Below are 23,602 nucleotides of genomic sequence, written 5' to 3' on the forward strand. Positions count from 1 at the left end.
TTTCATGCGCCATCCAGCGTCCTTTCTCCATCACCAAGACCCCCGTCCCGATCACGAGCAGAAGCAGGCGGCGCTGGGCTACCTGAACGAGGCCTGGGCGGAAGCGCGTCACGACGGCGTCGATGGCGACTGCCTGGCGCAGGCGAGCCTGTTCGCGGCGCTCGCTGAGCTCGTCGGCACCTATGGCGAGGACGCGGTGGCGAAGTTCGCCGAGGGCCTCGCCGCGCGCGTGCGCAACGGCGAATTCTCGCTGGCATTGGCCCGGCAGTAATCCCGCAAAGCGCTTTCGAGCGAAGTGGGCACCGGTTCGCGTCAAGAAAACGCGTCAAACAAGAATCTAGCGCATTTGATGCGCTAGGCCTTCAGCGTCTCGAGGAACCGGACCGGCTCGCCCGTCGACGGCGTCGTGACCTCTCCCTGCCACATCACCCGCTTGCCGCGCACGAAGGTGCCGACCGGCCAGCCCTGCACCCGCACGCCGTCATAGGGCGTCCAGGCTGCGCGCGAGGCAATCCATTTGTTGGTGATGGTCTCGCTGCGCTTGAGATCGACCACGGTGAAGTCGGCATCATAGCCCGCCGCGATGCGGCCCTTGCAGGCCATGTTGAACAGCCGCGCCGGCCCGGCGCTGGTGAGATCGACGAACCGCTGTAGCGACAGCCGACCCGCGTTGACGTGATCGAGCATCAAGGGCACCAGCGTCTGCACGCCGGTCATGCCCGACGGCGAGGCCGGATAGGTCTTGGCCTTCTCCTCCAGCGTATGCGGCGCGTGGTCGGAGCCGAGCACGTCGATGATGCCCTGCTCGATGCCGTACCAGATGCCGGCGCGGTGATCGGCCGATCGCACCGGCGGGTTCATCTGCGCCAGCGTGCCGAGCCGCTCGTAGCACTCCGGCGCCGCCATGGTGAGGTGGTGCGGCGTCGCCTCGCAGGACGCAACATCCTTGTGGTCGCGCAGATACAGAATCTCTTCCTTGGTCGAGATGTGAAGCACATGGATGCGCTTGCCGGTCTCACGCGCGAGATTGACCAGGCGCTCGGTCGCCATCAGCGCCGCGGTCTCGTCGCGCCACACCGGATGCGAGCGCGGATCGCCCTCGATCCGCAGCGGCTTGCGGTCGTTCAGGCGATACTCGTCCTCGGCGTGGAATGCGGCGCGGCGCCGGATCACCTGGAAGATCCGCCGCAGGCTCTCGTCGTCCTCGACCAAGAGCGCACCGGTGGAGGAGCCGATGAACACCTTGACGCCGGCGCAGCCCGGGGCGCGCTCGAGCTCCGGCAGGTCCTGCACGTTCTCGCGGGTGCCGCCGATGAAGAACGCGAAATCGCAATGCATGCGATGGTGGCCGCGCTTGATCTTGTCGGTGAACGCCTCTTCGGTCACCGTCAGCGGGTTGGTGTTCGGCATCTCGAACACGGCGGTGACCCCGCCCATCACGGCGCTGCGCGAGCCGGTCTCGAGGTCTTCCTTCTGCGTCAGTCCGGGCTCGCGGAAATGCACCTGGGTGTCCATCACGCCGGGCAGGATGTGCAGCCCCTTGCAGTCGATCACCTCGCCGGCCGCGGCCTGGGCGAGCGAGCCGATCGCGGCGATGCGGCCATTCGTGACGCCGATATCGCGCACGCCCTCGCCGTCCTGATTGACCACGGTGCCGGATTTTAGAATGGTGTCGAAATGCTGATTCATCGGTCCTCGGCGCCCGCTTTCGGGTGTCGCGCGGGCCTTGTTCGGTGCACTGTAGCGCCTTAGCTTGGCTGGGGATATCCGCGCGCCGCGCGTTTCCCAAGGAACTTGGAAAAAGAGCCAATTTTGCGAATGAAAGCAGCGTTTCTTCCAGATCGGGGCGTGATCAAAGTCTCTGGCGAGGACGCCCGCAACTTCCTCAACGGCCTCATCACGACCGATGTCGAGCAGTTGGCCCCGGGACAGGCCCGGTTCGGCGCGTTGCTGACGCCGCAGGGCAAGATCATCGTCGACTTCCTGATCACCGAGATACCCACAGGCCATGGCGGCGGCTTCCTGATCGACGCGCCGCGCGCGCTCGCCAAGGGGCTTGCCGACAAGCTCGGCTTCTACAAGCTGCGCGCCAAGGTCGTGGTCGAGAACCTCTCCGACAGCCTCGGCGTGCTGGCAGCCTGGGATGGCGAGCCGGCGGCGATCCCCGATCTCGCTTTCGCCGATCCGCGCAACCCGGCGCTCGGCTGGCGTATCCTGATCCCGGAAGATCTGAAGCAGAAGCTCTCCGAGTTGATCGGCGCCGATCTCGTCGACAGCAGCGTCTATGAGGCACATCGCATCGCGACCGGCGTGCCGCGCGGCGGGCTCGACTTCATGTACGGCGACGCCTTCCCGCACGAGACCAACATGGACCGCCTCAACGGCGTCGATTTCGACAAGGGCTGCTATGTCGGCCAGGAGGTGGTGTCGCGCATGCAGCATCGCGGCACGGCGCGCACCCGCACAGTGAAGATCATTCTCGACGGCCCCTCCCCCGAGACTGGCGCGACGATCCAGGCTGGCGACAAGCAGGTCGGCACCATTGGCTCGACCGCCGGCGACAAAGGCCTCGCGCTGGTGCGCATCGACCGCGTCGCCGACGCGATCGACGCCGGCCTGCCGCTGACCGCAGGCGGACTTCAGCTTCACCTCGCCGAACCGGACGCTGTCCGCATCACACCCAAACAGACCGTTGCATGAGCCGTACCGCACAACTGCATCCCGACGGCAAGACGCGCTGCCCCTGGCCGGGCGAGGACGCGTTCTACGTCGCCTATCACGACAATGAATGGGGCGTGCCGGAATATGACGACCGCGCGCTCTATGAAAAGCTGATCCTCGACGGCTTCCAGGCCGGACTGTCCTGGATCACGATCCTGCGCAAGCGCGACAACTTCCGCAAAGCCTTCGACGATTTCCAGCCCGAAAAGATCGTGCGCTACACCGACAAGAAGGTGCATGCGCTGATGAACGACGCCGGCATCGTCCGCAACCGCGCCAAGATCGAGGGCACGATCGCGAGCGCGAAGGGCTATCTGGAGATCATGGAGAAGGGCCCCGGCTTCGCGAAATTCCTTTGGGACTTCGTCGACGGCAAGCCGAAGGTCAATCAGTTCAAGACCACCGCGAGCGTGCCGGCCTCGACGCCGGTCTCGATCAAGGTCTCCAAGGAGCTCGGCGCGCGCGGCTTCAAATTCGTCGGCCCCACCATCGTCTATGCCTTCATGCAGGCGACCGGCATGGTCAACGATCATCTCGTGACCTGCTTCTGCCACGAGGCCTGCAGCGGCAAGCTCCGCACACCGCGGCTCAAGAAGAAATGACTGCGCGTCGATCGACCGAGACCACCCGCGCCTGGCAGCGGATGTTGTCCGGACGCCGGCTGGATCTGCTCGACCCGTCGCCGCTCGATATCGAGATCGTCGACATCGCGCATGGACTGGCGCGGGTCGCGCGCTGGAATGGGCAGACCTCTGGTGCGCACATCTTCTCGGTGGCCCAGCACACGCTGCTGGTCGAGGCCGTGATGCGCCAGCAGACGCCGCGCGTCGATATCAGCCATCGTCTCGCCGCCCTGCTGCATGACGCACCCGAGTATGTCATCGGCGACATGATCTCGCCGTTCAAGGCGGTGCTGGCCGGTGAATACAAGGTGGTGGAGAAGCGGCTGCTGTCGGCGATCCATATCCGCTTCGGCCTTCCCCCGGTACTGGCGGACGAGATCACCCAGCAGATCAAGGCCGCCGACCGCGGCGCCGCCTATCTCGAGGCGACGCATCTGGCGGGATTTTCGCAAGCCGAGGCCAGGCGGCTGTTCGGCCGCGATCCGGAATTGCCGGAAGCCACCGAGCGCGACTATCTGACGCCATGGACCGCCGCGAGGGCTGAAAAGCAGTTCCTCGAACGCTTCAATGCATTGCACGTGCAGTAGCTTCGCGATGCGTGATACGGCTGGTTTTCTAGTTTGACGTTTCGCAACCAGACCAAGGCTTCGGCTCTGGCAGGGCGACGAGAAGGTGAACCATCTGCCGCCGATATTCGGAATCTTGGCTAGCGCGAACAAAAACCGCCCAGCCGGGGCATTCCATACACGTAACTTGCTCGCCGCTTTCGAGAGTCGCGTAGCTCTGCACTGTTTGCAGACAGAATTCGCAACGCCTTGGTTCTCTCTGACTCATCGCACCCGCCCATGTTCGGCCAAGATCGCCGCCCCAACTATAAGCGCAGAAAAGGCCAGCTCACCGACGCACCAATTCGGATACTAAGCGCGTCATCGGTTGCGCTGCAATACGAATCGCGCGCGCGACGCCACGTGCCTTTGCCGACCCGCAACCAGCCGTTATAATCGGGCGCACCGATAACCAAGGACCATCATGCTTCACGTTTGCTCGCTTGCCGCGCTCTCCGACACGGTTCGTGCCACCGGCGCCAGCCATGTGCTGACCGTGATGGCCAATGTCGACCAGGTGCAGCGGCCGCCCTCCGTGCTTCCGGCTAACCATCTGAAGGTGTCGATGGACGACATCGTCGAACAGATGGACGGGTTCGTTGCCCCCAACGAGACTCATATCGAGCGCGTGCTGACCTTCGTGCGCGGCTGGGATCGCCGCGCGCCGATGGTGGTGCATTGCTACGCCGGCATCAGCCGTTCGACCGCGAGCGCATTCGCCACCGTCTGCGCGCTCAATCCGCACCGCGACGAAATGTCCATTGCCCGGCAGATCCGCGAGGCCTCGCCGATCGCGGCGCCCAACCGGCTGATCGTCAGCCTCGCCGACAAGGCGCTGGGGCGCGAGGGCCGGATGCTGCGCGCGCTCGATGCGATGGGCCCCGGCAGCATGAGCGTCGAGGGCCGGCCCTTCCACATCGATCTGGACTAACGCGGCCTGCCACGCCCGAGCGCTTGAACTTCCAGTCCGCTCAACTGCACTACTAGGTTGCGACGGGCGGCCCGCTGGCCGATGGTCCGGCGCGTCCTGCCGGAGGCCCGATGTTCGATTCGCCGTTCGATTTCCTCACGCTCGTCATCGCCATTGTCGCGATCATTTTCGCGCGCAAGGCGCTGAGCCAGATTGCGGTGCTGCAGCGCCGGCTGGATGCGGTCGAGGCCGCGGGCGTGTCCGCCGCGCGGACGGCCGTGCCGCCACCGCTGGCGCCGCTCGAGGCGTTCGAACAGACGCTACCGGCGGCGCCTCCCATCGCGCCGCCGCCGCTGCCCGAAGCGGCCGCGAGCGAGCCGGATGCGCATGCAGAGACAGCCGCGGCAGGCGCCGCGCCACCGCCGCTGCCAGAACCACCCGCCCCGCCGCCCCCGGCGCCCGGCTTCGAGGAGACGCTCGGCACGCGCTGGGTGGTGTGGATCGGCGGCCTGACGCTTGCGCTCGGCGGCTTCTTCATGGTGCGCTATTCGATCGAGGCCGGGCTGCTCGGCCCCGGCGTGCGCACGCTGCTCGGCGGACTGTTTGCGCTGGCGCTGCTCGGCGCCGGCGAGTGGACGCGGCGCAAGGAAAGCATCTCCAGCATCGCGGCACTGCCGATCGCCAACATTCCGGCGATCCTCACCGCCGCCGGCACCGCGGTGGCGTTCGCCACCGTCTACGCCGCCTATGCGCTGTATGATTTCCTGGCGCCGGCAACCGCCTTCATCCTGCTTGGCATGGTCGCGCTCGGCACGCTCGCGGCCGCGCTGCTGCACGGACCTGCGCTGGCCGGGCTCGGCATCGTCGGCGCCTTCGTCACGCCGATCCTGGTTTCGTCCGACAAGCCGGACTTCTGGTCGCTCTACATTTATCTCGCCGTCGTCACGGCGGCCGCGTTCGGCCTCGCGCGCATCCGGCTGTGGCGCTGGCTCGCCGTCACGACGATCGCCTTCGCGCTGCTATGGACCTTCCCGTGCCTGCAATGCGGGCCGGAGATGATCGCGCCGCACGTCTTCCACGTCATCGCGGGCTTCGTGCTGGCGGCGCTGCTCGTGGTCTGCGGCTTCATGTTCGGCCCCGACGGCGACGGCGAGGAGATCGAGCCGATTTCATCCGGCTCGCTCGCGGCCTATCTGTTTGGCGCGATGCTGATCGTGCTCAACAGCGCCCACGCCGACAGCGCGATGATCGGCTTTGCGCTGCTGACGGCAGGCAGTCTTTTCGTGGCCTGGCGCGCGCCCGCCGCTGCCGGCGCGATCGCCGCCGCGTCGGTCTTCGTCTTCATCGTGTTCGGCGAGTGGGCCGTGCGCCGCAACGTCGACATGCTGGTGCTGCCGGGCGGCGCGATCCCGGGCATCGGCCCGTCCGCGACCGACGGCTCGGTCTCGCTGCATCTCGTCACCGCCGCGCTGTTCGCGGCCGCCTTTGGCATCGCCGGCTTCTTCGCACAACTGCGTTTTGCCACCACGAAGATCACGGTGACCTGGGCCGCGGCAGCCGTGTTCACGCCGGTCGCGCTGCTGGTCGCACTCTATGCACGTATCGCGCATCTCGATCGCTCGATCCCGTTTGCGATCCTCGCCGTGCCGCTCGCAGCCGCCTACGCCGCCGCGACCGAAGCGCTGAGCCGGCGCGGCGAGCGGCCGGAGCTGTCGCCCTCGATCGCATTGTCGGCGACCGGCGCCCTCGCCTCGCTGGCGCTGGCGCTGACCTTCGCACTCGACAAGGGCTGGCTCACCATCGCGCTGGCGCTGGTGTCGATGGGCACGGCATGGCTTTCGGTGCAGCGGCCGATCCCGTTCCTGCGCTGGCTCGCCGCGATCCTGGCCGGCATCGTTGTGCTGCGGATCGGCTATGAGCCGCGGATCGCGGGCGACGCCGTCGGCACCACGCCGATCTTCAACTGGCTGCTGTGGGGCTATGGCGTTCCCGCGCTGTCGTTCTGGGCGGGAAGTCATTTCCTGCGCCGCAACGGCGACGACGTCCCGCTGCGCATGGTCGAATCCGCTGCGATCCTGTTCACGGTGCTGCTCGCCTTCATGGAGATCCGACACGCGGTCAATAGCGGCGACGTCTATCGCGACAGCGCCGGACTGACCGAAGTCGCGTTGCAGGTCGGCGTGACGCTTGCGATGGCGATCGGGCTGGAGCGGCTGCGGCTGCGCAGCGGCAGCATCGTCCACAATGTCGGCGCGGTGCTGCTGACCGCGTTCGCCGGGCTTGCCAGCCTGTTCGGGCTGCTGGGACTGGACAACCCGATGCTGTGGTGGCAGGACGTCGGCGGCAGCTTCATCAATCTGCTGCTGCTCGGCTACGCATTGCCGGCCGTGCTGGCGCTACTGTTGTCCTATGCGGTGGCGGGGCATCGTCCCGCAAGCTACGCCAACACGATCGCCGCCGGCGCGCTGGTGCTTGCGCTCGCTTACGTCACGTTCGAAATCCGCAGGCTCTATCACGGACCGGTGCTGACGCGCGGCGAGACCACGGGTGCGGAGCAATACACCTATTCGATCGCCTGGCTGATGTTCGGCGTCGTGCTGCTCGGCATCGGCATCGTCGTCAACTCGCAGCGGGCGCGGCTTGCCTCCGCTGCGGTGATCGGGCTGACGATCCTGAAGGCGTTCCTGGTCGACATGTCGACGCTCACGGGTGTCTACCGGGCGCTGTCGTTCATGTGCCTTGGCATTGTGCTGGTCGCGATCGGCTGGCTGTATCAGCGGATCCTGTTCCGCAGGCGGGCCGCTCCGCCGGTCCCGCAGGCTGGGGCTTGAAGCTTGTTGTCCTGAACGGCGAAAAGCCTCAGTCGACGGATTCGGCAACCAGCCGAATCCTGAACACGGGCTTGCGGCTCTCGTCGAGCAGCTCCATGTGCCATTCGCTGTCTTGCTTCATGTTGCGCGAAATGCTGCCAAGGAAATTGCCGCAGACCTTGGTCATCTCGGCCCAGGCCACGTCACGGCTCTCAAACTCCGTCGCGTGGTCGGACGCACCAGCGTAATCGCCATCACTGATACGGAAAAAATACTGCGCCATATGACTACTCAAATCGGTGTCCTCGTCATCCCGCCTGTCGGCGAACGCTAAGGTATTGAGTAGCTATCAACGCGTGGCGACCGCCATCCGTATGACTACGGCTCGGCAGCTATTCCCGCTAGCGCGCAGATGAAACGTTAGTCAGTGGAGCGACGCAGTTCCGGCGCGCTCTCGACCTTGGCGGGCTCGGCCTTGACCGGCTCGAGCTTGGTCCTTTCGACCTGCGGCGTCTCAACGCGCGACACCTCGGTCGGCGAGGCATCCGCGGATCGGGTGCGCGGGTGCAGCGAACGCGGACGCGCCACCGCGCGTGCCATCAGCATCTGCTGGCCGCCCTGGTGACGGAAATCGCAATAGGCGAAGCCCATGCCGGAGACCGAGCCGCGGAAGGTGCGATCGTCCTGCTTGTCGAGATTGAAGCACGGTTCGAACGGAATGCCCTTCAGCGAGGCGCAAACGCTCTGACCACGGATTTGCAGCGTATTGCCGGGCAGGCGCACGTGGCGGATCGGTCCGGAGCCGGAGAACTGGATCGAGCCTGTCGCGCCCAGGTCGTCGAGGATGCGGCCGGCACCCCTTGTGCCGTCGAAACAGGTGAAGGCGAACACCTTGCCCGCGACGAATTTGCGGGCCTCATCGGCGTTCATGCTGCCTGCGAATGCCGGCACGACCATCGCTCCGGCCGTGACGGCCCCCAACACCAAACGCGCAAGCATGAGCTACTCCACTTACGAGCGCGGGCACCCGCTCCTTGTTGAGCATGATCCCCGCACCGACGCTTCTCGACGTCTGCGCGAGGACACCCGGCCCCCCGGGATCATGCTGCAAGTCTCTTTACCCGCTGCTTACCATACCAACCGTGGCAACATTGGAGCAGCTTGGTTGGTAAAGTCTGAACGTCCTCAGACTATTTTTACCACGATGCGGCCGCGGACCTGGCCATCGAGGATTTTCGCGCCATACCCCATGACTTCGTCCAAGGCGATTTCATGAGTGATATCAGCCAGTTTTGCCTTATCCAGATCGCTGGCAAGACGGCGCCAGGCGGTCCTGCGGAGCTCGATCGGGCACATCACGGAATCGATGCCGAGAAGGCACACACCCCGCAAAATGAAGGGCGCGACCGACGACGGAAGGTCCATGCCGGCCGCCAGGCCGCAGGCTGCGATGGCACCGCCATACCTGGTCATCGAAAGCAGATTGGCGAGCGTGGTCGACCCGACGCTGTCGACGCCGCCGGCCCAGCGCTCCTTCGCAAGCGCCTTGGGGGCACCCGACAGTTCGGCGCGGTCGATCACCTCTGTGGCACCGAGACCTTTGAGATAGTCGGCCTCCGACATCCGCCCGGTCGAGGCGATGACGTGATAGCCGAGCTTCGAGAGCACGGCGATCGCGACCGAGCCGACGCCGCCGGCGGCACCCGTCACCACCACCGGGCCGCTCTTCGGCGTGAGACCGTGCTTCTCGAGCGCCAGCACCGAGAGCATCGCGGTATAGCCGGCGGTGCCGACCGCCATCGCGTCACGGGCCGAAATCCCGTCCGGCAACCGCACCAGCCAGTCGCCCTTGACGCGGGCCTTTTCCGCATAGGCGCCGAGATGGGTCTCGCCCATGCCCCAGCCGTTGCAGACGACCTTGTCGCCCGCCTTCCAGTCGGGATGGCTGGATTGCTCGACCGTGCCCGCGAAATCGATGCCGGCGATCATTGGGAAACGGCGCACCACCGGCGCCTTGCCGGTCAGCGCCAGGCCGTCCTTGTAGTTCAGCGTCGACCATTCGACGCGGACGGTGACGTCGCCGTCCATCAATTCCGCGTCGTCGAATTGGGTCAGTGCGGCGGTGGTACCCTTGTCCGCCTTGTCGATCCTGATTGCCTTGAACGTTGCCACGATGAGCACTCCCCGTAATTCTGGTTTCGGGGAGTGTTTAACCCATCAGGCGGGCTGCGCAACCGGGCGTGCGACGGGCGCCTCGACGATCGGCAGGTTGATCAGCGCCGACAGCACGCCGAACAGCACCGACAGCCACCAGATCGGCGTGTAGGAACCATACTGCTCGAACACGACGCCGCCGAGCCAGACCCCGAGGAAGCCGCCCACCTGATGGCTGACGAAGGCGAAGCCGTAGAGGGTGGAGAACCAGCGGGTGCCGAACATCAGCGCGACCAGCGCCGAGGTCGGCGGCACGCTCGACAGCCACAGCAGCCCCGAGACCGCGCCGAAGGCAATGGCCGAGAACGGCGTCACGGGGAACGAAATGAAGGCGACGGTCGCCAGCGCGCGCGAGAAGTAGATCACCGAGAGCAAATAGCGCTTCGGAAAGAAGTTCTGCAGCCAGCCGACGCTGAGCGAGCCCACGATGTTGAACAGGCCGATCGCCGCAACCACCCAGCCGCCGGTGGTCGCCGGAATGCCGCGGTCGGCCAGATAGGCCGGCAGATGGATGGTGATGAAGGCGAGCTGGAAGCCGCAGGTGAAGAAACCGAGCACCAGCAGCACATAGGAGCGATGGCCGAAGGCTTCGGCGAGCGCGGTCTTGAACGACTGCTGGTCGGCGGCCGGCACCTTGCCGGCCTCGGCGGGCGGCGTCACAAGCGCGAGCGAGAGCGGCACGATCAACAGCATCAGCGCGCTGAACACGACGAGCGCGGTCTGCCAGCCGAAATTGTCGATCATCGCAACGCCGAACGGCGCGAACAGGAACTGGCCGAACGAACCGGCGGCGGTGCCGGCGCCGAGCGCGATGCCGCGCTTCTCCGGCGGCAACAGCTTGCTGAACGCCGCCAGCACCAGATTGAACGACGAGCCCGACAGGCCGAAGCCGATCAGCACGCCGGCGCTGATGTCGAGCGACAATGAGGTGGTCGAGTAACGCATCAGCAGCAGGCCGGCGGCGTACAGCAAGGCGCCGACGACCATGACGCGCAGCAGGCCGAAGCGATCGGCAATCGCGCCTGCGATCGGCTGGCCGAGACCCCACAACAGGTTCTGCAGCGCGATGGCAAGGCCGAACACGTCGCGGCCCCAGGCGAATTCACGGCCCATCGGCTGCACGAAAAAGCCGAGGCTGGAGCGCGGGCCGAAACTCAGCAGCGCGATCGCGCAGCCGCAGACGATGATGACGAGCGGCGTGCGCCAGGTGCCGGACGTCGGTCGAAGATCCCCGGTGGTAACCGCCATGTTGTCTTCCCCCGCAACTGCTGCGGGGGAACCGCCCCGCGAACATTACCGGGAGTTAATGCATCTGCATGAAAACCCCAAGAGGCGGCGGAGAAAAATATTCGCTCGCAAGGCAGCTCTGCAGAATCCGAGAGGATGACGAGCGTCATTCCGGGGCATGGCGACCCTGGAGTGGAAGGCTGGAGGCGCTACCGCTTGGCGCTGGCCTGCTCGGCCGAGCTCTGGGCGGCTTCGGCGAGTTGCGCCGATATCTTGGCGGTCTCGGCCGGGTTGCCCCAGCTCGGCGCATCGCTGCCATCGCCCCAGGCGCGCGGCCGATAGAAGGTGTGGACGCCGAACTTGTACGTCTTCTTCATTTCACTGACCCAGGACGGCCGCACCCAATAGGCGTGGTAGTGGGTCGAGCGATCGACTTCCGGCAGCCACAATTTGCCGTCGAGGATCGCCTTCGATATCTTCTTGGCGCGGTCCCACATGTCGGGCTCGCGGACGACGTCCGGGATGTTGTCGCAGGCGAAGGTGAACTGGCAGGCATAGTGGCGGTTCTTGTTCTGGTAGACCACGCCGCACACCGTCTCCGGATATTTGCCGGAGAAGGCGCGGTTCAGCACCACCTGGGCGACCGCGATCTGGCCCCGCACCGCTTCGCCGCGCGCTTCGAAATAGACCGCCTCGGCAAGGCACTTCTCCGACTTGGCGCGCGATTTCTCGTCGAACAGGCCGAGCCGTTCCGCCGGCGTCTTGGTGTGCTGGTCGTCGGCGTTGACCTCGCCTTTCGGCGCGATGCTCTCGCCCATCTCGCCGGCCTTGACCGGGCCGTCGGCATCGACCGGCAGTGACGCCATCACCTTCAGGTCGGGATCGGGCTGCGCTGCCGGCACAACGACCACCGGCGCCTCGCCGGGCTGCCAGCGCTCGAGATTCTCGGGCGTGCCGAGCGACGAGCCGAAGAACAGGCTGGCGGTCTTGAATGCAAACGGATCGCGCGCATGCGTTGCATCGACAGGCGGCGCAGCAGCAGGCTTCGCGGGCACAGGCTTCAGATCGTCGAGCGGACTGGCCTCGAGCGACATCGACACGTCGTATTGCTGCGGCGACGGCTTCACATATTGCGGCAGTGGCGGCGCACGCAGCGCCTCCTGCAATTCGGGATCGAGCGGCGCGTTGTCGACCGGCGCAGTCGCAGTCTTCATGCCCTTGACCGACGAATTCGATGTCGCGGGATCCTCGTTCGCCGGAGCCGTGTTGGCGGGCTGTGCAGGATCGACCTGGTCAGGCCGCCCGACGACGAGACGATCGCCCTTCAGGGTGCGATCGACCTTGGGAAAATCGGATGCCTGGTAGCGCGGCGGCGTTGCTGTGATCGGATTGCGTGTCACCGTGCCGGTGATGTCGGCGCTCGGACTGTCCAGCCGTGCGAGCAGGATTTGCGGATCCTGTGGCGCCGATGTTCCGATCGGACGGCCGAAACTGTAGGTCGCGACCTGGATGGAACCGACCGCGGAGGCGAAGACGCGCTTCTGCCAGCGCTCGGCAACGCCGGGCTGCCGGGCCAGAAGCGACGCAATATCCTGATATCCGAGCTCGGTCGGCATCAGTGCGAAGATGCCAAGACCGAGACCGAAGAGCGCAAGACGTGCGCCCTTCGGCTGGTTACGCGACACAAACATCGTACGCTCACGCAACGCTTACTGAGTGCAATCGAACGCGGTACATCCGCGCAATTCGACCTTTCTCGTTGCTAACTTGTTTAGGTTGCCGCGGAGTTAACCAGCGTTGCACGCGCGCTACACTCAAGCGATCGCACGTGCGACGCGCGTCGCATCACGCGTCTTGGTAAATGCGCGGCGCATGAAAGTCGTAAACATCCGGTCAACGAAGATGGTGAACAAAGTGTTGCAGGCGGTGATCGGCAACGCACCGTCATTGCGAGCGAAGCGAAGCAATCCATCTCACCGCACATGCGGGTCGATGGATTGCTTCGTCGCTATCGCTCCTTGCAATGACGGTGCTTACCAAGTGCCTCAACAAACAAAATTGGCCGGGACTTGGTCCCGGCCATTGCACTCTCTGGACTGTTTGATCGCTCACGCCTGGCTGGCGATCTCCTTGCCGAGCGCGGCCTGCGCTGCGGCGAGACGCGCGATCGGCACGCGATAGGGCGAGCACGAGACGTAATCGAGTCCGACCTCGTGGCAGAACGCGACCGAGGCGGGATCGCCGCCATGCTCGCCGCAGATGCCGACCTTGAGGTTCGGCCGTGTCTTGCGGCCCCGCGTCACGCCGATCCTGACCAGCTCGCCGACGCCGTCGCGATCGACCGAGATGAACGGATCGATCTCGAGAATGCCCTTGGCGACATAGGTGCCAAGGAAGCTCGCGGCGTCGTCGCGGCTGATGCCGTAGGTGGTCTGCGTCAGGTCGTTGGTGCCGAAGGAGAAGAACTCCGCGGTCTCCGCCACCTGGCCCGCCATCAGGCAGGCGCGCGGCAGCTCGATCATGGTGCCGACCTGGTAGGTCAGCTTGACGCCGGTTTCCTTCATCACCGCGTTGGCCATCGCGTCGATCCGCGCCTTGACCAGATCGAACTCGGCCTTGGTCGCGATCAACGGCACCATCACCTCGAGTCCAACAGGCTTGCCGGTGCGCTTGCCGGCTTCGACCGCCGCCTCGAAGATCGCGCGGGCCTGCATCTCGGCGATCTCGGGATAGGCGATCGCGAGACGGCAGCCGCGGAAGCCGAGCATCGGGTTGAACTCGGACAGTTCGCGGGCGCGGTCGGCGAGCTTGCGCGGATCGGTGTTCATGGCGCGCGCCACTTCCTCGATCTCGGCCTGGGTGTGCGGCAGGAACTCGTGCAGCGGCGGATCGAGCAAGCGGATCGTGACGGGCAGGCCCTTCATGATCTCGAACAGCTCGACGAAGTCGGCGCGCTGCATCGGCAGCAGCTTCGACAGCGCGGCGCGGCGCGACTGCTCGTCCTCGGAGAGGATCATCTCGCGCACGGTGCGGATGCGGGTCTCCTCGAAGAACATGTGCTCGGTGCGGCAGAGGCCGATGCCTTCGGCGCCGAACTTCACCGCGGTGCGCGCATCGTCGGGCGTGTCGCCGTTGACGCGGACGCCGAGCTTGCGGACCTCGTCGGCCCAGCCCATCAGCGTGCCGAACTCGCCGGACAGTTCCGGCTCGATCATCGGCATGCGGCCGGCCAGCACCTGCCCGACCGAGCCGTCGATGGTGATGACGTCGCCGGTTTTGAAGGTGCGCGAGCCGATGCTCATGGTGCCGCGGCCGTAGTCGACACGAATGGTGCCGCAGCCGGAGACGCAGGGCTTGCCCATGCCGCGCGCGACCACCGCAGCATGCGACGTCATGCCGCCGCGGGTGGTCAGGATGCCTTCCGCGGCGTGCATGCCGTGGATGTCTTCCGGACTGGTCTCGATGCGGACCAAAATCACCTTACGGCCGTCGGCCTGCAGCTTGGCCGCTTCGTCCGACGAGAACACGATCTCGCCCGAGGCAGCGCCAGGCGACGCCGGCAGGCCGGTCGCGATCACGTCGCGCTTGGCGGCGGGATCGATGGTCGGGTGCAGCAGCTGGTCCAGCGAGGCCGGATCGATCCGCGTCACCGCGTCCTTGCGCGAGATCAGGCCTTCATTGGCGAGTTCGACCGCGATGCGCAGCGCCGCCTTCGCGGTGCGCTTGCCGCCGCGGGTCTGCAGCATCCACAGTTTGCCCTGCTCGACCGTGAACTCCATGTCCTGCATGTCGCGGTAGTGCTTCTCGAGCAGCGTGTAGATCCGCGTCAGCTCCTTGAACGCGTGCGGCATCGCGGCTTCCATCGACAGCTTGTCGGAGCCGGATTCCTGGCGCGCCTCTTCGGTGATGTCCTGCGGGGTGCGGATGCCGGCGACGACGTCCTCGCCCTGCGCGTTGATCAGGAACTCGCCGTACAGCTTGCTCTCGCCGGTCGAGGGGTTGCGGGTGAAGGCGACGCCGGTCGCCGACGTCTCGCCCATATTGCCGAACACCATCGCCTGCACGTTGACCGCGGTACCCCAGGATTCCGGGATGTCGTGCAGCTTGCGGTAGGTCACCGCGCGCGCGTTCATCCAGGATGAGAACACGGCACCAATCGCGCCCCACAGCTGGTCGTGCGGATCCTGCGGGAAGTCGTGGCCGGTCTCCTTGGCGACCGCCTCCTTGTACTTGCCGACCAGCTCGACCCAGTCGTCGCCGGTGAGGTCGGTGTCGAGCGTGTAGCCCTGGCCGTCCTTGAAGGTGTCGAGGATGTCCTCGAAATGATGATGCTCGAAGCCGAGCACCACGTCCGAATACATCGTGATGAAGCGGCGATAGCTGTCATAGGCGAAGCGGCGGTCGCCAGAGAGCTCGGCAAGCGCTTCGACCGTGCGGTCGTTGAGGCCGAGATTGAGCACGGTGTCCATCATGCCCGGCATCGAGGCGCGTGCGCCCGAGCGGACCGAGACCAGCAGCGGGTTCTTGGCGTCACCGAAGGTCTTGCCGGTCAGCTTGCCGACATAGTCGAGCGCCTTCTCGACCTGTGCTTTCAACTCCTTCGGATAGGTCTTGTCGTGATCGTAGAAATAGGTGCAGACCGAGGTCGGGAGGGTGAAGCCGGGAGGCACCGGAAGGCCGAGATTGGCCATTTCCGCGAGGTTGGCGCCCTTGCCGCCGAGCAGATTGCGCAAGGTCGCCTGGCCCTCGGCCTTGCCGTCGCCGAACGTATAGACCCACTTGCCGGCCTTGATCGCTGGCGGAGCCGCCTTTTTCGCAGCGGTGACAGCCTTCGCGGGCGCCTTGCTGGCGGGCTTTGCAGCCGGCTTCGCAGTCGATTTGGCGGCGGGCTTCGGCGCCGGCTTCGGGGCGCTCTTCTTCAGCGCCTTGCGCGCCGGCGCGGCCTTCCGGGCCGGTGCCGAAGACTTTGATTTCGCTGCGGTTTTCTCGGCAGTTTTCTTGGACTTCGCGACGGCTTTGGCCATGTCAGACAACAATCCGAAAAGAGGGGTCGAAGATGCGCGCCTTACACCATTTTGGGGGGTTCCGCGCAAGCCGCGAAACCCCGCTTTCCCGCTACAGGTGCAGCCAGCGCAGCAGGCCCATCCCGACCAGCCCGACGAAGATCAGGTAGATCGCGACGATGTAGTTGAGCAGCCGCGGCATGATCAGGATCAGGATGCCTGCAATCAGAGCGACAATGTGCGGCAAATGCCCAGCGGTGATGACCATTGAAGTGTTTCTCCGGCGGTTTTTGGAGGAGCGAATCGAGCGGCAGTTTATCCGCTGCGGGGGTTTCCACATCAAGACGTCCGTCACGGCCTGAGAGTTCCCGCAACTCACGAAAATTGCTCCAAAATGCCGCGTATGTGGCAGCGGTTTTTCCGGAACATCACCACACCAGATGCATTGGCTCGCCGTGCGCATCGGCGAAGGTCGGCGCGCGCGTCAAAAGAATGGAGCGAGCCATGCGAAACAGAATACTTGCCGTTGCAGCGGTTGCTGCTGCGATCACGGTGCCGGCTGTTGCCGCACAGGCCCAGACCGTCGGCGTTGTCCGCGGTGGCCCGCCGGTTGCAGTCGAGGATGACGAAGGCATTGCGGTCGAGCAGCGCCCGGCATTCCGCGAATACATCGTGCGCGAGCGCGTGCCGAACTACGCCGTTCCGGATCGCGTCGTGGTCGGCACCGTGCTGCCGGATGCCGGCGTAACCTATTACGACGTGCCGCAACGGTTCGGCGCGACGCCCTATCGCTACACCGTCGTGAATGGCGAGACCGTTCTGGTCGAGCCGCGTTCGCGGCGGATCGTTCAGGTCGTCGAATAGCTCAACTCAGCACGATCGCCTGAACGAACAGTCCGGGCGCCGCGCAAGCGGATGTGCGCGCAGTTCGACCGGACCAGAAAGCCCCGCCCGGCCTCCCCTCCGGGCGGGGCTCTTCTGTTGTCACGTGATCAATTCTGATGTCGTCCCGATCTACGATTTCAGGATCGAGAGCAGCGTCGAGGTCGACTTGTAGCTCTTGATCGCGGCGTCCTGGAAATCCTGCGTCCAGTTGGCCGCCTGGCGTTCCTCCGCGCTCATCGAGGAATATTGCTTGAGGATGCCGAGGCTGAACTGACGGGGATCGCCGGCGGACTGGCTCTGCTTCAGCGCGTCGAGCACGGCAAGGCGGGTCCGCGTGTTGAGTTCCTGCTTGGCCGCGAAGATCTCCTCGCCCGAAAACTTCTTGTCCTGGTTCAGCGAGATCGCCGACAGCGAGCGATTGTCGAGCGAGGACAGGTCGGCGAGCTGCCCGGTCTTGCGGCGGGAATCGTACACCAGTTCCTTGCCGCTCTTCGCCGCCTCGCTCTTCTGCCGATCTAGGAAGGCGCGCGCATCGCTCGCCACGCTGCCGAAGTCACGTGGCTTGCCCGTCGTGGGCGACGTGGTCCCCGCCAGCGCCGCCGCGATCGGGTCGCCCGAAATTCCCGCCGGCGCCTTGTTCGGATCCTGTTGCGTCGCCTGATAGCCCTTCAGCACCGCGGCGCGCTGGTTGGCCCAGGTGGCGGTTGCCTTTTCCTCATCGCTGGCACCGTCGAGATAGTCGAGCGCCGACTTGTAGCTGACGCTGTAGTCGCCGGTCAGGCGGGTGGTCGCAAGCGACGGCGCCAAGGCCTTGTCGAAGCGCTGCTTCAGTTCGGTGGCGGCGACCGCCTGCTCGTCCGGCGTGAACTTGCCGCCATTGTTGGTCGAGATCGCAAACAGCGAGCGGCGATCAAGTGTCGAGAGATCGATCGTGGTCTTGCCGTCGACGATCGGCTTCTTCACCCCCGCCACCGTGTAGAGCCGGTCGAGCGTGACGCGCGCATCATTGGTGACGGTCGCAAAATCCGGCGGCGGCGCCTTGGCGAGCTGCGCGCGGGCGGCGTCCGACAGCGTGAGGTTGGTTGCAGCGCCAGATGTCGCGGGCGCCGACAGGTCGCCGGCGGTGCCGTCGCCCGACAATGTCGCCGCCAGCGAGGGCGTCGCGGCGGCCCGCGCATAGGCCGAGCCATATTGGGCGTAGGGATTGGGCGTGGTGCCGATCGAGGTCATCAGGGAGGTCCCTGCATTGGCGCGAGGGGCGATCTCTTAAGAAATCGTTGACTCGCCAGGACCCTCGCAGGGCGTGGTTAATAAATTGCAAATTGTTTCGAAATATTTCTGAGGACCCGATTAGGCGCGCTTCCGCGCCACAATACGGTGAATGACCTTGCCGGACGAGGCGCTGACGACTTCCGCATCAAGCAGCAATTCGGCTGCCGCAAGTTCAGCCCGCACCAGCGCGGTATCGAACGCTGCATAGAGCCGGCCATGCGCATCGCGCGCATCGTCGCCGGCGGTGACGCGCCAGCTCAGATAGAAGATGCCGCCGGGCTTCACGAGTTCGAACATGCGGCGCACCGACGGCACGATCAGCGCGTGATCGAGATGCATGATCACGGTCTCGCACAGCACATTGTCGAAGCTGTCGGCGGCGATGCCGGATAGCTCGGGCAATTCGGCGCGCACAAAGCGCAGCGCCGAATAGCGGGCACGGGCTTCCGTGAGCAGGCCCTCGGAAGCATCAAAGCCCTCGGCCGGGAAGCCATTGGCATTGAGCCACGCCACCTCGCGGCCGCTGCCGCAGCCGATATCGGCTGTTACACCGCCCTTGATGAAGAATTGCCCGACGATCTCTTGCAGATCAACCGGCGCCGGCTGGTCGTGCCAGTCCTGCGCAAACGCCGCCGCATCCTTGTCGTAAGCGGCGAGCGTTGCGCGGTCCATCGATCAGCCCTCGATTTTGGAGAAATCCGCCACCGCGCGCGTCGCGGCGCGGATCTCGTTGAGCAGCTTCAGGCGGTTTTCGCGCACCTTGGGGTCATCGTCGTTGACCTTGACCTTGTCGAAGAACGCATCGACCGCCGGACGCAGCTTCGCCATCGCGCTCATCGCACCGGCGAAGTCCTCCTTGGCGACGGCGGCGGAGGCCTCGGCCTTCACCTGATCGATCGCCGCAGCCAGCGTCTTCTCTTCGTCGAGCTTGTAGAGCGCAGCATCGGGCGCACCATCAAACGTACGCTTGTCCTTCTTCTCCTCGATGGCGAGGATGTTGCTGGCGCGCTTGGTTCCCGCGAGCAGGTTCTTGCCGTCGTCGCTGTCGAGGAATTTGCCGAGCGCCTCGACGCGGCGCACGACGAGCAAGAGATCGTCCTGGCCGCCGAGCGAGAACACGGCGTCGACGAGATCGTGACGCGCGCCCTGGTCACGGAGCTGGACCTTCAGACGATCGGCGAAGAAGGCGAGCAAGTCATTGACGATGGCAACGACCCTTCCTTCTACCTCTTTCAGAATGTCCGCGACTGGGCGCCCGTCGCCCCGCATGAAGTGTAGCGCAAGCGACGCTTCCAGATCCGACGTCAACGGAGCACGGATATTGTGCTCCAGCAGAATCCTGATCGCGCCCAATGCAGCACGGCGCAGCGCATAAGGATCCTTCGACCCAGTCGGCTTCTCGTCGATGACCCAAAAACCCACCAGCGTGTCAAGCTTGTCCGCCAGTGCGACCGCGATACTCACTGGATCAGCCGGCACGCGATCGGTCGGTCCCTGGGGCTTCCAGTGCTCTTCGCTTGCAGCCGCAACTGCCGCATCCTCGCCCTGCGCCAGCGCGTAGTACTTGCCCATCAGGCCCTGCAGTTCGGGGAATTCGCCGACGACCTCCGTCAACAAATCCGCCTTCGCCAGTCGCGCGGCGCGTTTCGTCTTCTCGACATCGGCGCCGACCAGCGGCGCGATCTCGGCGGCGAGCCGTTCGATCCGCTTGATCCGTTCAGCCTGGGTGCCGAGCTTCTCATGGAACACGATCTGCTCGAACTTCGGCAGCCGGTCTTCCAGCCTGGTCTTGAGATCGGTCTCGTAGAAGAACTTTGCGTCACTCAGCCGCGGGCGGATCACGCGCTCATTGCCGGCGACGATGGTCTTGCCGCCGTCGGGCGCCTCGATGTTGGCGGTCAGCACGAATTTGTTGGTCAGCTTCCCCGTCTTGGGGTCCTTGACCACAAAGCACTTCTGGTTGTTGCGGATGGTGGCGCGGATCACTTCATCCGGGATCGACAAGAATTCCTTCTCGAACGATCCCATCATCACGACCGGCCATTCGACGAGGCCGGAGACCTCGTCGAGCAGCACCTGGTCCTCGACCAGTTCGAGGCCCTGCGCGAAAGCCAGTTCCTTGGCGTCCTCGAGGATGATGTCCTTGCGTGCCTGCGGATCGAGGATCACCTTGGCGGCCTTCAGCTTGGCCTCGTAGTCCTCGAAGCGGCGCACGCTGATCGCACCCGGCGCCATGAAGCGGTGGCCATAGGTGGTCTGCCCGGCCTCGATGCCGTCGACCGAGAACTTGACGATATCGGGCTCCTCGGTCTCCAGACCGAAGGTCGCGGTGATGGCGTGCAGCGGGCGCACCCAGGTCAGCGAGCCTGACTTGGCCGAGCGCGCGCCCCAGCGCATCGATTTCGGCCAGGGGAAGGTGCGGATGATCACCGGGATCATTTCCGCGATCACGTCGATCGCAGCCCGACCGGGCTTTTCGATCAGCGCGATGTAAAAATCGCCCTTCGCATCTTTTTGGATCTTCGCTTCATCCAGCGACTTGAGACCAGTCGCTTTCAGAAAGCCCTGCACCGCCGCATCCGGGGCGCCCATCTTCGGGCCGCGACGTTCGGTCTTCAAATCGGGCTGGCGCGCGGGAATGCCGTGCACGGTCAGCGCCAGGCGGCGCGGGGTCGCGAACGCCTTGGCGCCTTCATAGACGAGGCCTTCGGCGACGAGCTTGTCGGTCACCATGCGGCGCAGATCGTCCGCCGCCTTGGCCTGCATGCGCGCGGGGATTTCTTCGGAGAACAGTTCGAGGAGGAGATCGGGCATCAGACCGCCCTGCCCGTTTCAGTGTGGATCCATGCCTCGCCGCAGGCCTTGGCCAGATCGCGCACCCGCCCGATATAGCTCTGCCGCTCCGTCACCGAGATGACGCCGCGGGCGTCGAGCAAATTGAACACGTGGCTCGCCTTGATGCACTGGTCGTAGGCCGGCAAGGCCATCAGATGTTCCTTGATGTTGCTGTTCTCGCGCCAGCCGGCGGCGAGGTATTTGCGGCAGGCGTCCTCGGCCATCCTGAACTGCTCGAACAGCATCGCGGTGTCGGCATATTCGAAATTGTGCCGCGAATATTCCTGCTCGGCCTGCAGGAAGACGTCGCCATAGGTGACCTTCTCGGCGCCCTCGCGGCCGTTGAAGTTGAGGTCGTAGACCCGGTCGACGCCCTGCACATACATCGCGAGCCGCTCGAGCCCGTAGGTGAGCTCGCCCGCGACCGGCGCGCATTCGACGCCGGCGACCTGCTGGAAGTAGGTGAACTGGCTGACTTCCATGCCGTCGCACCAGCATTCCCAGCCCAAGCCCCAGGCGCCGAGCGTCGGGCTCTCCCAGTCGTCCTCGACAAAGCGGATGTCATGGACGGCGGCGTCGATGCCGATCGCGGCCAGCGACTTCAGGTACAGGTCCTGAAGGTTCGGCGGCGACGGCTTCATGATCACCTGGAACTGGTAGTAGTGCTGCATCCGGTTGGGATTTTCGCCGTAGCGGCCGTCCTTCGGCCGCCGCGAGGGCTGCACATAGGCTGCGTTCCAGGGCTTTGGCCCCAGCGCGCGCAGCGTGGTCGCGGGATGGAAGGTGCCGGCGCCCATTTCCATGTCGTAGGGCTGCAGGATGACGCAACCCTGCTCGGCCCAGAATCGCTGGAGAGCCAGGATGAAGCCCTGGAACGAACGTTCCGGGCGCATGTGGTCAGGCAGGGCGTCCATCGTCAGTACAGGTCTCGCGAGGGGGTTTGAAGCGCGCGGGACCGTATCGGCGGCGGCCAATGGAATCAAGGCGATGGGGGATGTTTCTGCCACCTCGCCGCGCTTGCGGGGAGAGGTCGAAATCCGCGCAACGCGCGGATTTCGGGTGAGGGGGACTCTCCGCACACTCTCGTCGTTCGAGTTCGGGGAAACAGCCCCTCACCCCAGCCCTCTCCCCGCAAGCGCGGGGCGAGGGAGATCCAAGCCCTAGCCCGGACGATAGGCCCCGGTCACGGGGTCGCGGCGCAGGGTCTTGATTTCGCTCGCACGCGTGGTCTCGGCCACGCGGGACAATCGCGCCTCTTCCAGTTCCTGGTTGATCCGAACGGCCGTCTTGTATGCCCAGCGGACCACGGCCAGGCCACCCAGGACGCCTGCGAATGCAATCAGCGGCGGCATCGGTCGATCCTTGTCGTTCACGTCAGTCAGGCCCCCAATGGAAGGTATTCTCGCGCAAGGCGGCCTGCGCCGCAATCGCGCTTTTGGGGCAAAATGGCGCGCTCAAATCCCCGTGTTCAGAGCCCGAATCTGGCCCAAATCGCCCTGGTTTCGACCGCCGAGATCAGGTCGTCCGGCAAGCTTGCCAGCCCATCCAGCGCCGCCATCGAGCCCGCTCCGGGCGCCCGCCGGCCGAGCAGGCCGGACAGCATGCCGCTTGCGGGCGCGATCACCGGCGTCAGCACCTTCTCGCCATAGCGGGCCCGCAGCGTCGCGCGCAGGTCGCCGATGCCATCGGCAAGCCCGAGCCCGATCGCGGTCTCGCCGGCCCAGTATTCGCCGGTGAACAACTCGTCGTCAGGCCCCTTCAGGCGGCTGCCGCGGCTCTGCTTCACCAGCGCGATGAAGATCGCATGGATCTCGCGCTGGATCGACTTCAGCCGGGCGACGTCGTCGGGGTTTTCAGGAAGGAACGGATCGAGCATCGCCTTGTGGCTGCCGGCCGTATAGAGCCGCCGCTCGACCCCGATCTTCTTGATCAATCCCTCGAGGCCGAAGCTGCCGCCGACCACGCCGATCGAACCCAGGATCGAGGACGGATCGCAATAGATCTCGTCGCCGGCGCAGGCGATCATGTAGCCGCCGGAGGCCGCGACGTCCTCGACGAACACCAGCACCGGCAGCTTCTTCTCGGCGGCCAGTTGCCGGATGCGCAGATAGATCTGCCGCGACTGCACCGGCGAGCCGCCCGGCGAATTGATCACCAGCGCCACCGCCTTGGCATTCCGAGTGCCAAAGGCGCGCTCCAGCATCTTGGCGACGCCGGCGAGCGTCATGCCGGGCCGCAGCGGCGTCACCGCGCCGATCACGCCCGACAGCCGCACCACCGGCACGACAGCCATGCCGCGCCTGAATCGCGCCGGGAGCATTCCCTGCGCGCGATCGAGCCATCCCGAACGTCCTCCAGAATGCCCTTGGCGATCACTAATTTGTTCACTCATGCCGTTACCTCGAATTAACCACTTTTTATCACGCCAGTGTCATTGGATTTCGTGGAACGCGTTTTGCATTTTGTCATTGGGGTTGCAACGCGCGGGCGGAGAGGG

The 23,602-nt window shown here is 65.3% G+C and carries 21 protein-coding genes; 7 read left to right on the forward strand and 14 right to left on the reverse strand.

Annotated elements, in window-relative coordinates; all coding sequences use genetic code 11:
• The first annotated feature begins 4 nt into the window (after positions 1-4).
• A complete protein-coding gene (locus AAFG13_RS15030; protein WP_342712475.1) occupies positions 5-271 on the forward strand; it encodes a hypothetical protein in 267 nt (88 codons plus the stop codon).
• A gap of 83 nt (positions 272-354) precedes the next feature.
• On the opposite strand, the gene AAFG13_RS15035 is transcribed toward AAFG13_RS15030, so the two are convergent.
• On the reverse strand, positions 355-1,689 hold the full coding sequence (locus AAFG13_RS15035) for a dihydroorotase (protein ID WP_342712476.1): 1,335 nt from the start codon (positions 1,687-1,689) through the stop codon (positions 355-357).
• A gap of 129 nt (positions 1,690-1,818) precedes the next feature.
• On the opposite strand from AAFG13_RS15035, the gene AAFG13_RS15040 reads away from it, so the two are divergent.
• From AAFG13_RS15040 to AAFG13_RS15060, 5 genes are all read left to right on the forward strand, one after another.
• Positions 1,819-2,700 carry a folate-binding protein YgfZ gene (locus AAFG13_RS15040; RefSeq protein ID WP_342712477.1) on the forward strand — a complete coding sequence of 294 codons (882 nt, stop codon included), beginning with the start codon at positions 1,819-1,821 and terminating at the stop codon, positions 2,698-2,700.
• A complete protein-coding gene (locus tag AAFG13_RS15045; RefSeq protein WP_223975318.1) occupies positions 2,697-3,323 on the forward strand; it encodes a DNA-3-methyladenine glycosylase I in 627 nt (208 codons plus the stop codon). The genes AAFG13_RS15040 and AAFG13_RS15045 overlap by 4 nt, the downstream gene beginning before the upstream one ends.
• Positions 3,320-3,931, forward strand: coding sequence for an HD family hydrolase (locus tag AAFG13_RS15050; protein WP_342712478.1), 612 nt, complete (start codon positions 3,320-3,322; stop codon positions 3,929-3,931). Before AAFG13_RS15045 ends, AAFG13_RS15050 begins: the two co-directional genes overlap by 4 nt.
• 442 nt (positions 3,932-4,373) lie before the next feature.
• Positions 4,374-4,880 (forward strand): protein-tyrosine phosphatase family protein, encoded by a 507-nt coding sequence (locus tag AAFG13_RS15055; protein WP_342712479.1) that lies wholly within the window; start codon positions 4,374-4,376, stop codon positions 4,878-4,880.
• A 110-nt stretch (positions 4,881-4,990) separates the two neighbouring features.
• Positions 4,991-7,690 carry a DUF2339 domain-containing protein gene (locus tag AAFG13_RS15060; RefSeq protein WP_342712480.1) on the forward strand — a complete coding sequence of 900 codons (2,700 nt, stop codon included), beginning with the start codon at positions 4,991-4,993 and terminating at the stop codon, positions 7,688-7,690.
• A gap of 28 nt (positions 7,691-7,718) precedes the next feature.
• On the opposite strand, the gene AAFG13_RS15065 is transcribed toward AAFG13_RS15060, so the two are convergent.
• From AAFG13_RS15065 to AAFG13_RS15095, 7 genes are all read right to left on the reverse strand, one after another.
• Positions 7,719-7,952: a hypothetical protein gene (locus tag AAFG13_RS15065; RefSeq protein ID WP_050403167.1), complete on the reverse strand. Its 234-nt coding sequence runs from the start codon at positions 7,950-7,952 to the stop codon at positions 7,719-7,721.
• Positions 7,953-8,089: 137 nt separating this feature from the next.
• Positions 8,090-8,668: a hypothetical protein gene (locus AAFG13_RS15070; RefSeq protein WP_342712481.1), complete on the reverse strand. Its 579-nt coding sequence runs from the start codon at positions 8,666-8,668 to the stop codon at positions 8,090-8,092.
• 186 nt (positions 8,669-8,854) lie between these two features.
• Positions 8,855-9,841 carry an MDR family oxidoreductase gene (locus tag AAFG13_RS15075; RefSeq protein ID WP_342712482.1) on the reverse strand — a complete coding sequence of 329 codons (987 nt, stop codon included), beginning with the start codon at positions 9,839-9,841 and terminating at the stop codon, positions 8,855-8,857.
• Positions 9,842-9,886: 45 nt separating this feature from the next.
• Complete coding sequence (locus AAFG13_RS15080; RefSeq protein WP_212310631.1) at positions 9,887-11,131, reverse strand: MFS transporter; 1,245 nt, start codon at positions 11,129-11,131, stop codon at positions 9,887-9,889.
• Between the two features lie 188 nt (positions 11,132-11,319).
• Positions 11,320-12,801, reverse strand: coding sequence for a cell wall hydrolase (locus tag AAFG13_RS15085; RefSeq protein ID WP_342712483.1), 1,482 nt, complete (start codon positions 12,799-12,801; stop codon positions 11,320-11,322).
• A 417-nt stretch (positions 12,802-13,218) separates the two neighbouring features.
• Positions 13,219-16,134: a pyruvate, phosphate dikinase gene (gene ppdK / locus AAFG13_RS15090; protein WP_342712484.1), complete on the reverse strand. Its 2,916-nt coding sequence runs from the start codon at positions 16,132-16,134 to the stop codon at positions 13,219-13,221.
• Between the two features lie 91 nt (positions 16,135-16,225).
• Positions 16,226-16,381, reverse strand: a complete 156-nt coding sequence (locus tag AAFG13_RS15095; RefSeq protein WP_084518327.1) for a DUF3096 domain-containing protein — start codon at positions 16,379-16,381, stop codon at positions 16,226-16,228.
• Between the two features lie 236 nt (positions 16,382-16,617).
• On the opposite strand from AAFG13_RS15095, the gene AAFG13_RS15100 reads away from it, so the two are divergent.
• Positions 16,618-16,977, forward strand: coding sequence for a DUF1236 domain-containing protein (locus AAFG13_RS15100; protein WP_173638089.1), 360 nt, complete (start codon positions 16,618-16,620; stop codon positions 16,975-16,977).
• A 150-nt stretch (positions 16,978-17,127) separates the two neighbouring features.
• On the opposite strand, the gene AAFG13_RS15105 is transcribed toward AAFG13_RS15100, so the two are convergent.
• The 6 genes from AAFG13_RS15105 to AAFG13_RS15130 form a co-directional block, all read right to left on the reverse strand.
• Positions 17,128-18,228, reverse strand: coding sequence for a hypothetical protein (locus AAFG13_RS15105; RefSeq protein WP_212310635.1), 1,101 nt, complete (start codon positions 18,226-18,228; stop codon positions 17,128-17,130).
• A gap of 120 nt (positions 18,229-18,348) precedes the next feature.
• The gene (locus AAFG13_RS15110) at positions 18,349-18,942 is read right to left on the reverse strand and encodes a class I SAM-dependent methyltransferase (protein WP_342712485.1); all 594 of its coding nucleotides are present in this window, start codon (positions 18,940-18,942) and stop codon (positions 18,349-18,351) included.
• 3 nt (positions 18,943-18,945) lie between these two features.
• Complete coding sequence (gene glyS / locus AAFG13_RS15115; RefSeq protein ID WP_342712486.1) at positions 18,946-21,084, reverse strand: glycine--tRNA ligase subunit beta; 2,139 nt, start codon at positions 21,082-21,084, stop codon at positions 18,946-18,948.
• Positions 21,084-22,019 carry a glycine--tRNA ligase subunit alpha gene (locus tag AAFG13_RS15120; RefSeq protein ID WP_342712487.1) on the reverse strand — a complete coding sequence of 312 codons (936 nt, stop codon included), beginning with the start codon at positions 22,017-22,019 and terminating at the stop codon, positions 21,084-21,086. The genes glyS and AAFG13_RS15120 overlap by 1 nt, the downstream gene beginning before the upstream one ends.
• Before the next feature lie 246 nt (positions 22,020-22,265).
• Positions 22,266-22,457 (reverse strand): hypothetical protein, encoded by a 192-nt coding sequence (locus AAFG13_RS15125; protein WP_050403245.1) that lies wholly within the window; start codon positions 22,455-22,457, stop codon positions 22,266-22,268.
• Between the two features lie 116 nt (positions 22,458-22,573).
• Positions 22,574-23,497 carry a S49 family peptidase gene (locus AAFG13_RS15130; RefSeq protein ID WP_212310639.1) on the reverse strand — a complete coding sequence of 308 codons (924 nt, stop codon included), beginning with the start codon at positions 23,495-23,497 and terminating at the stop codon, positions 22,574-22,576.
• Positions 23,498-23,602: the final 105 nt, after the last annotated feature.

This window comes from Bradyrhizobium sp. B124, from assembly GCF_038967635.1.
Lineage (GTDB): Bacteria > Pseudomonadota > Alphaproteobacteria > Rhizobiales > Xanthobacteraceae > Bradyrhizobium.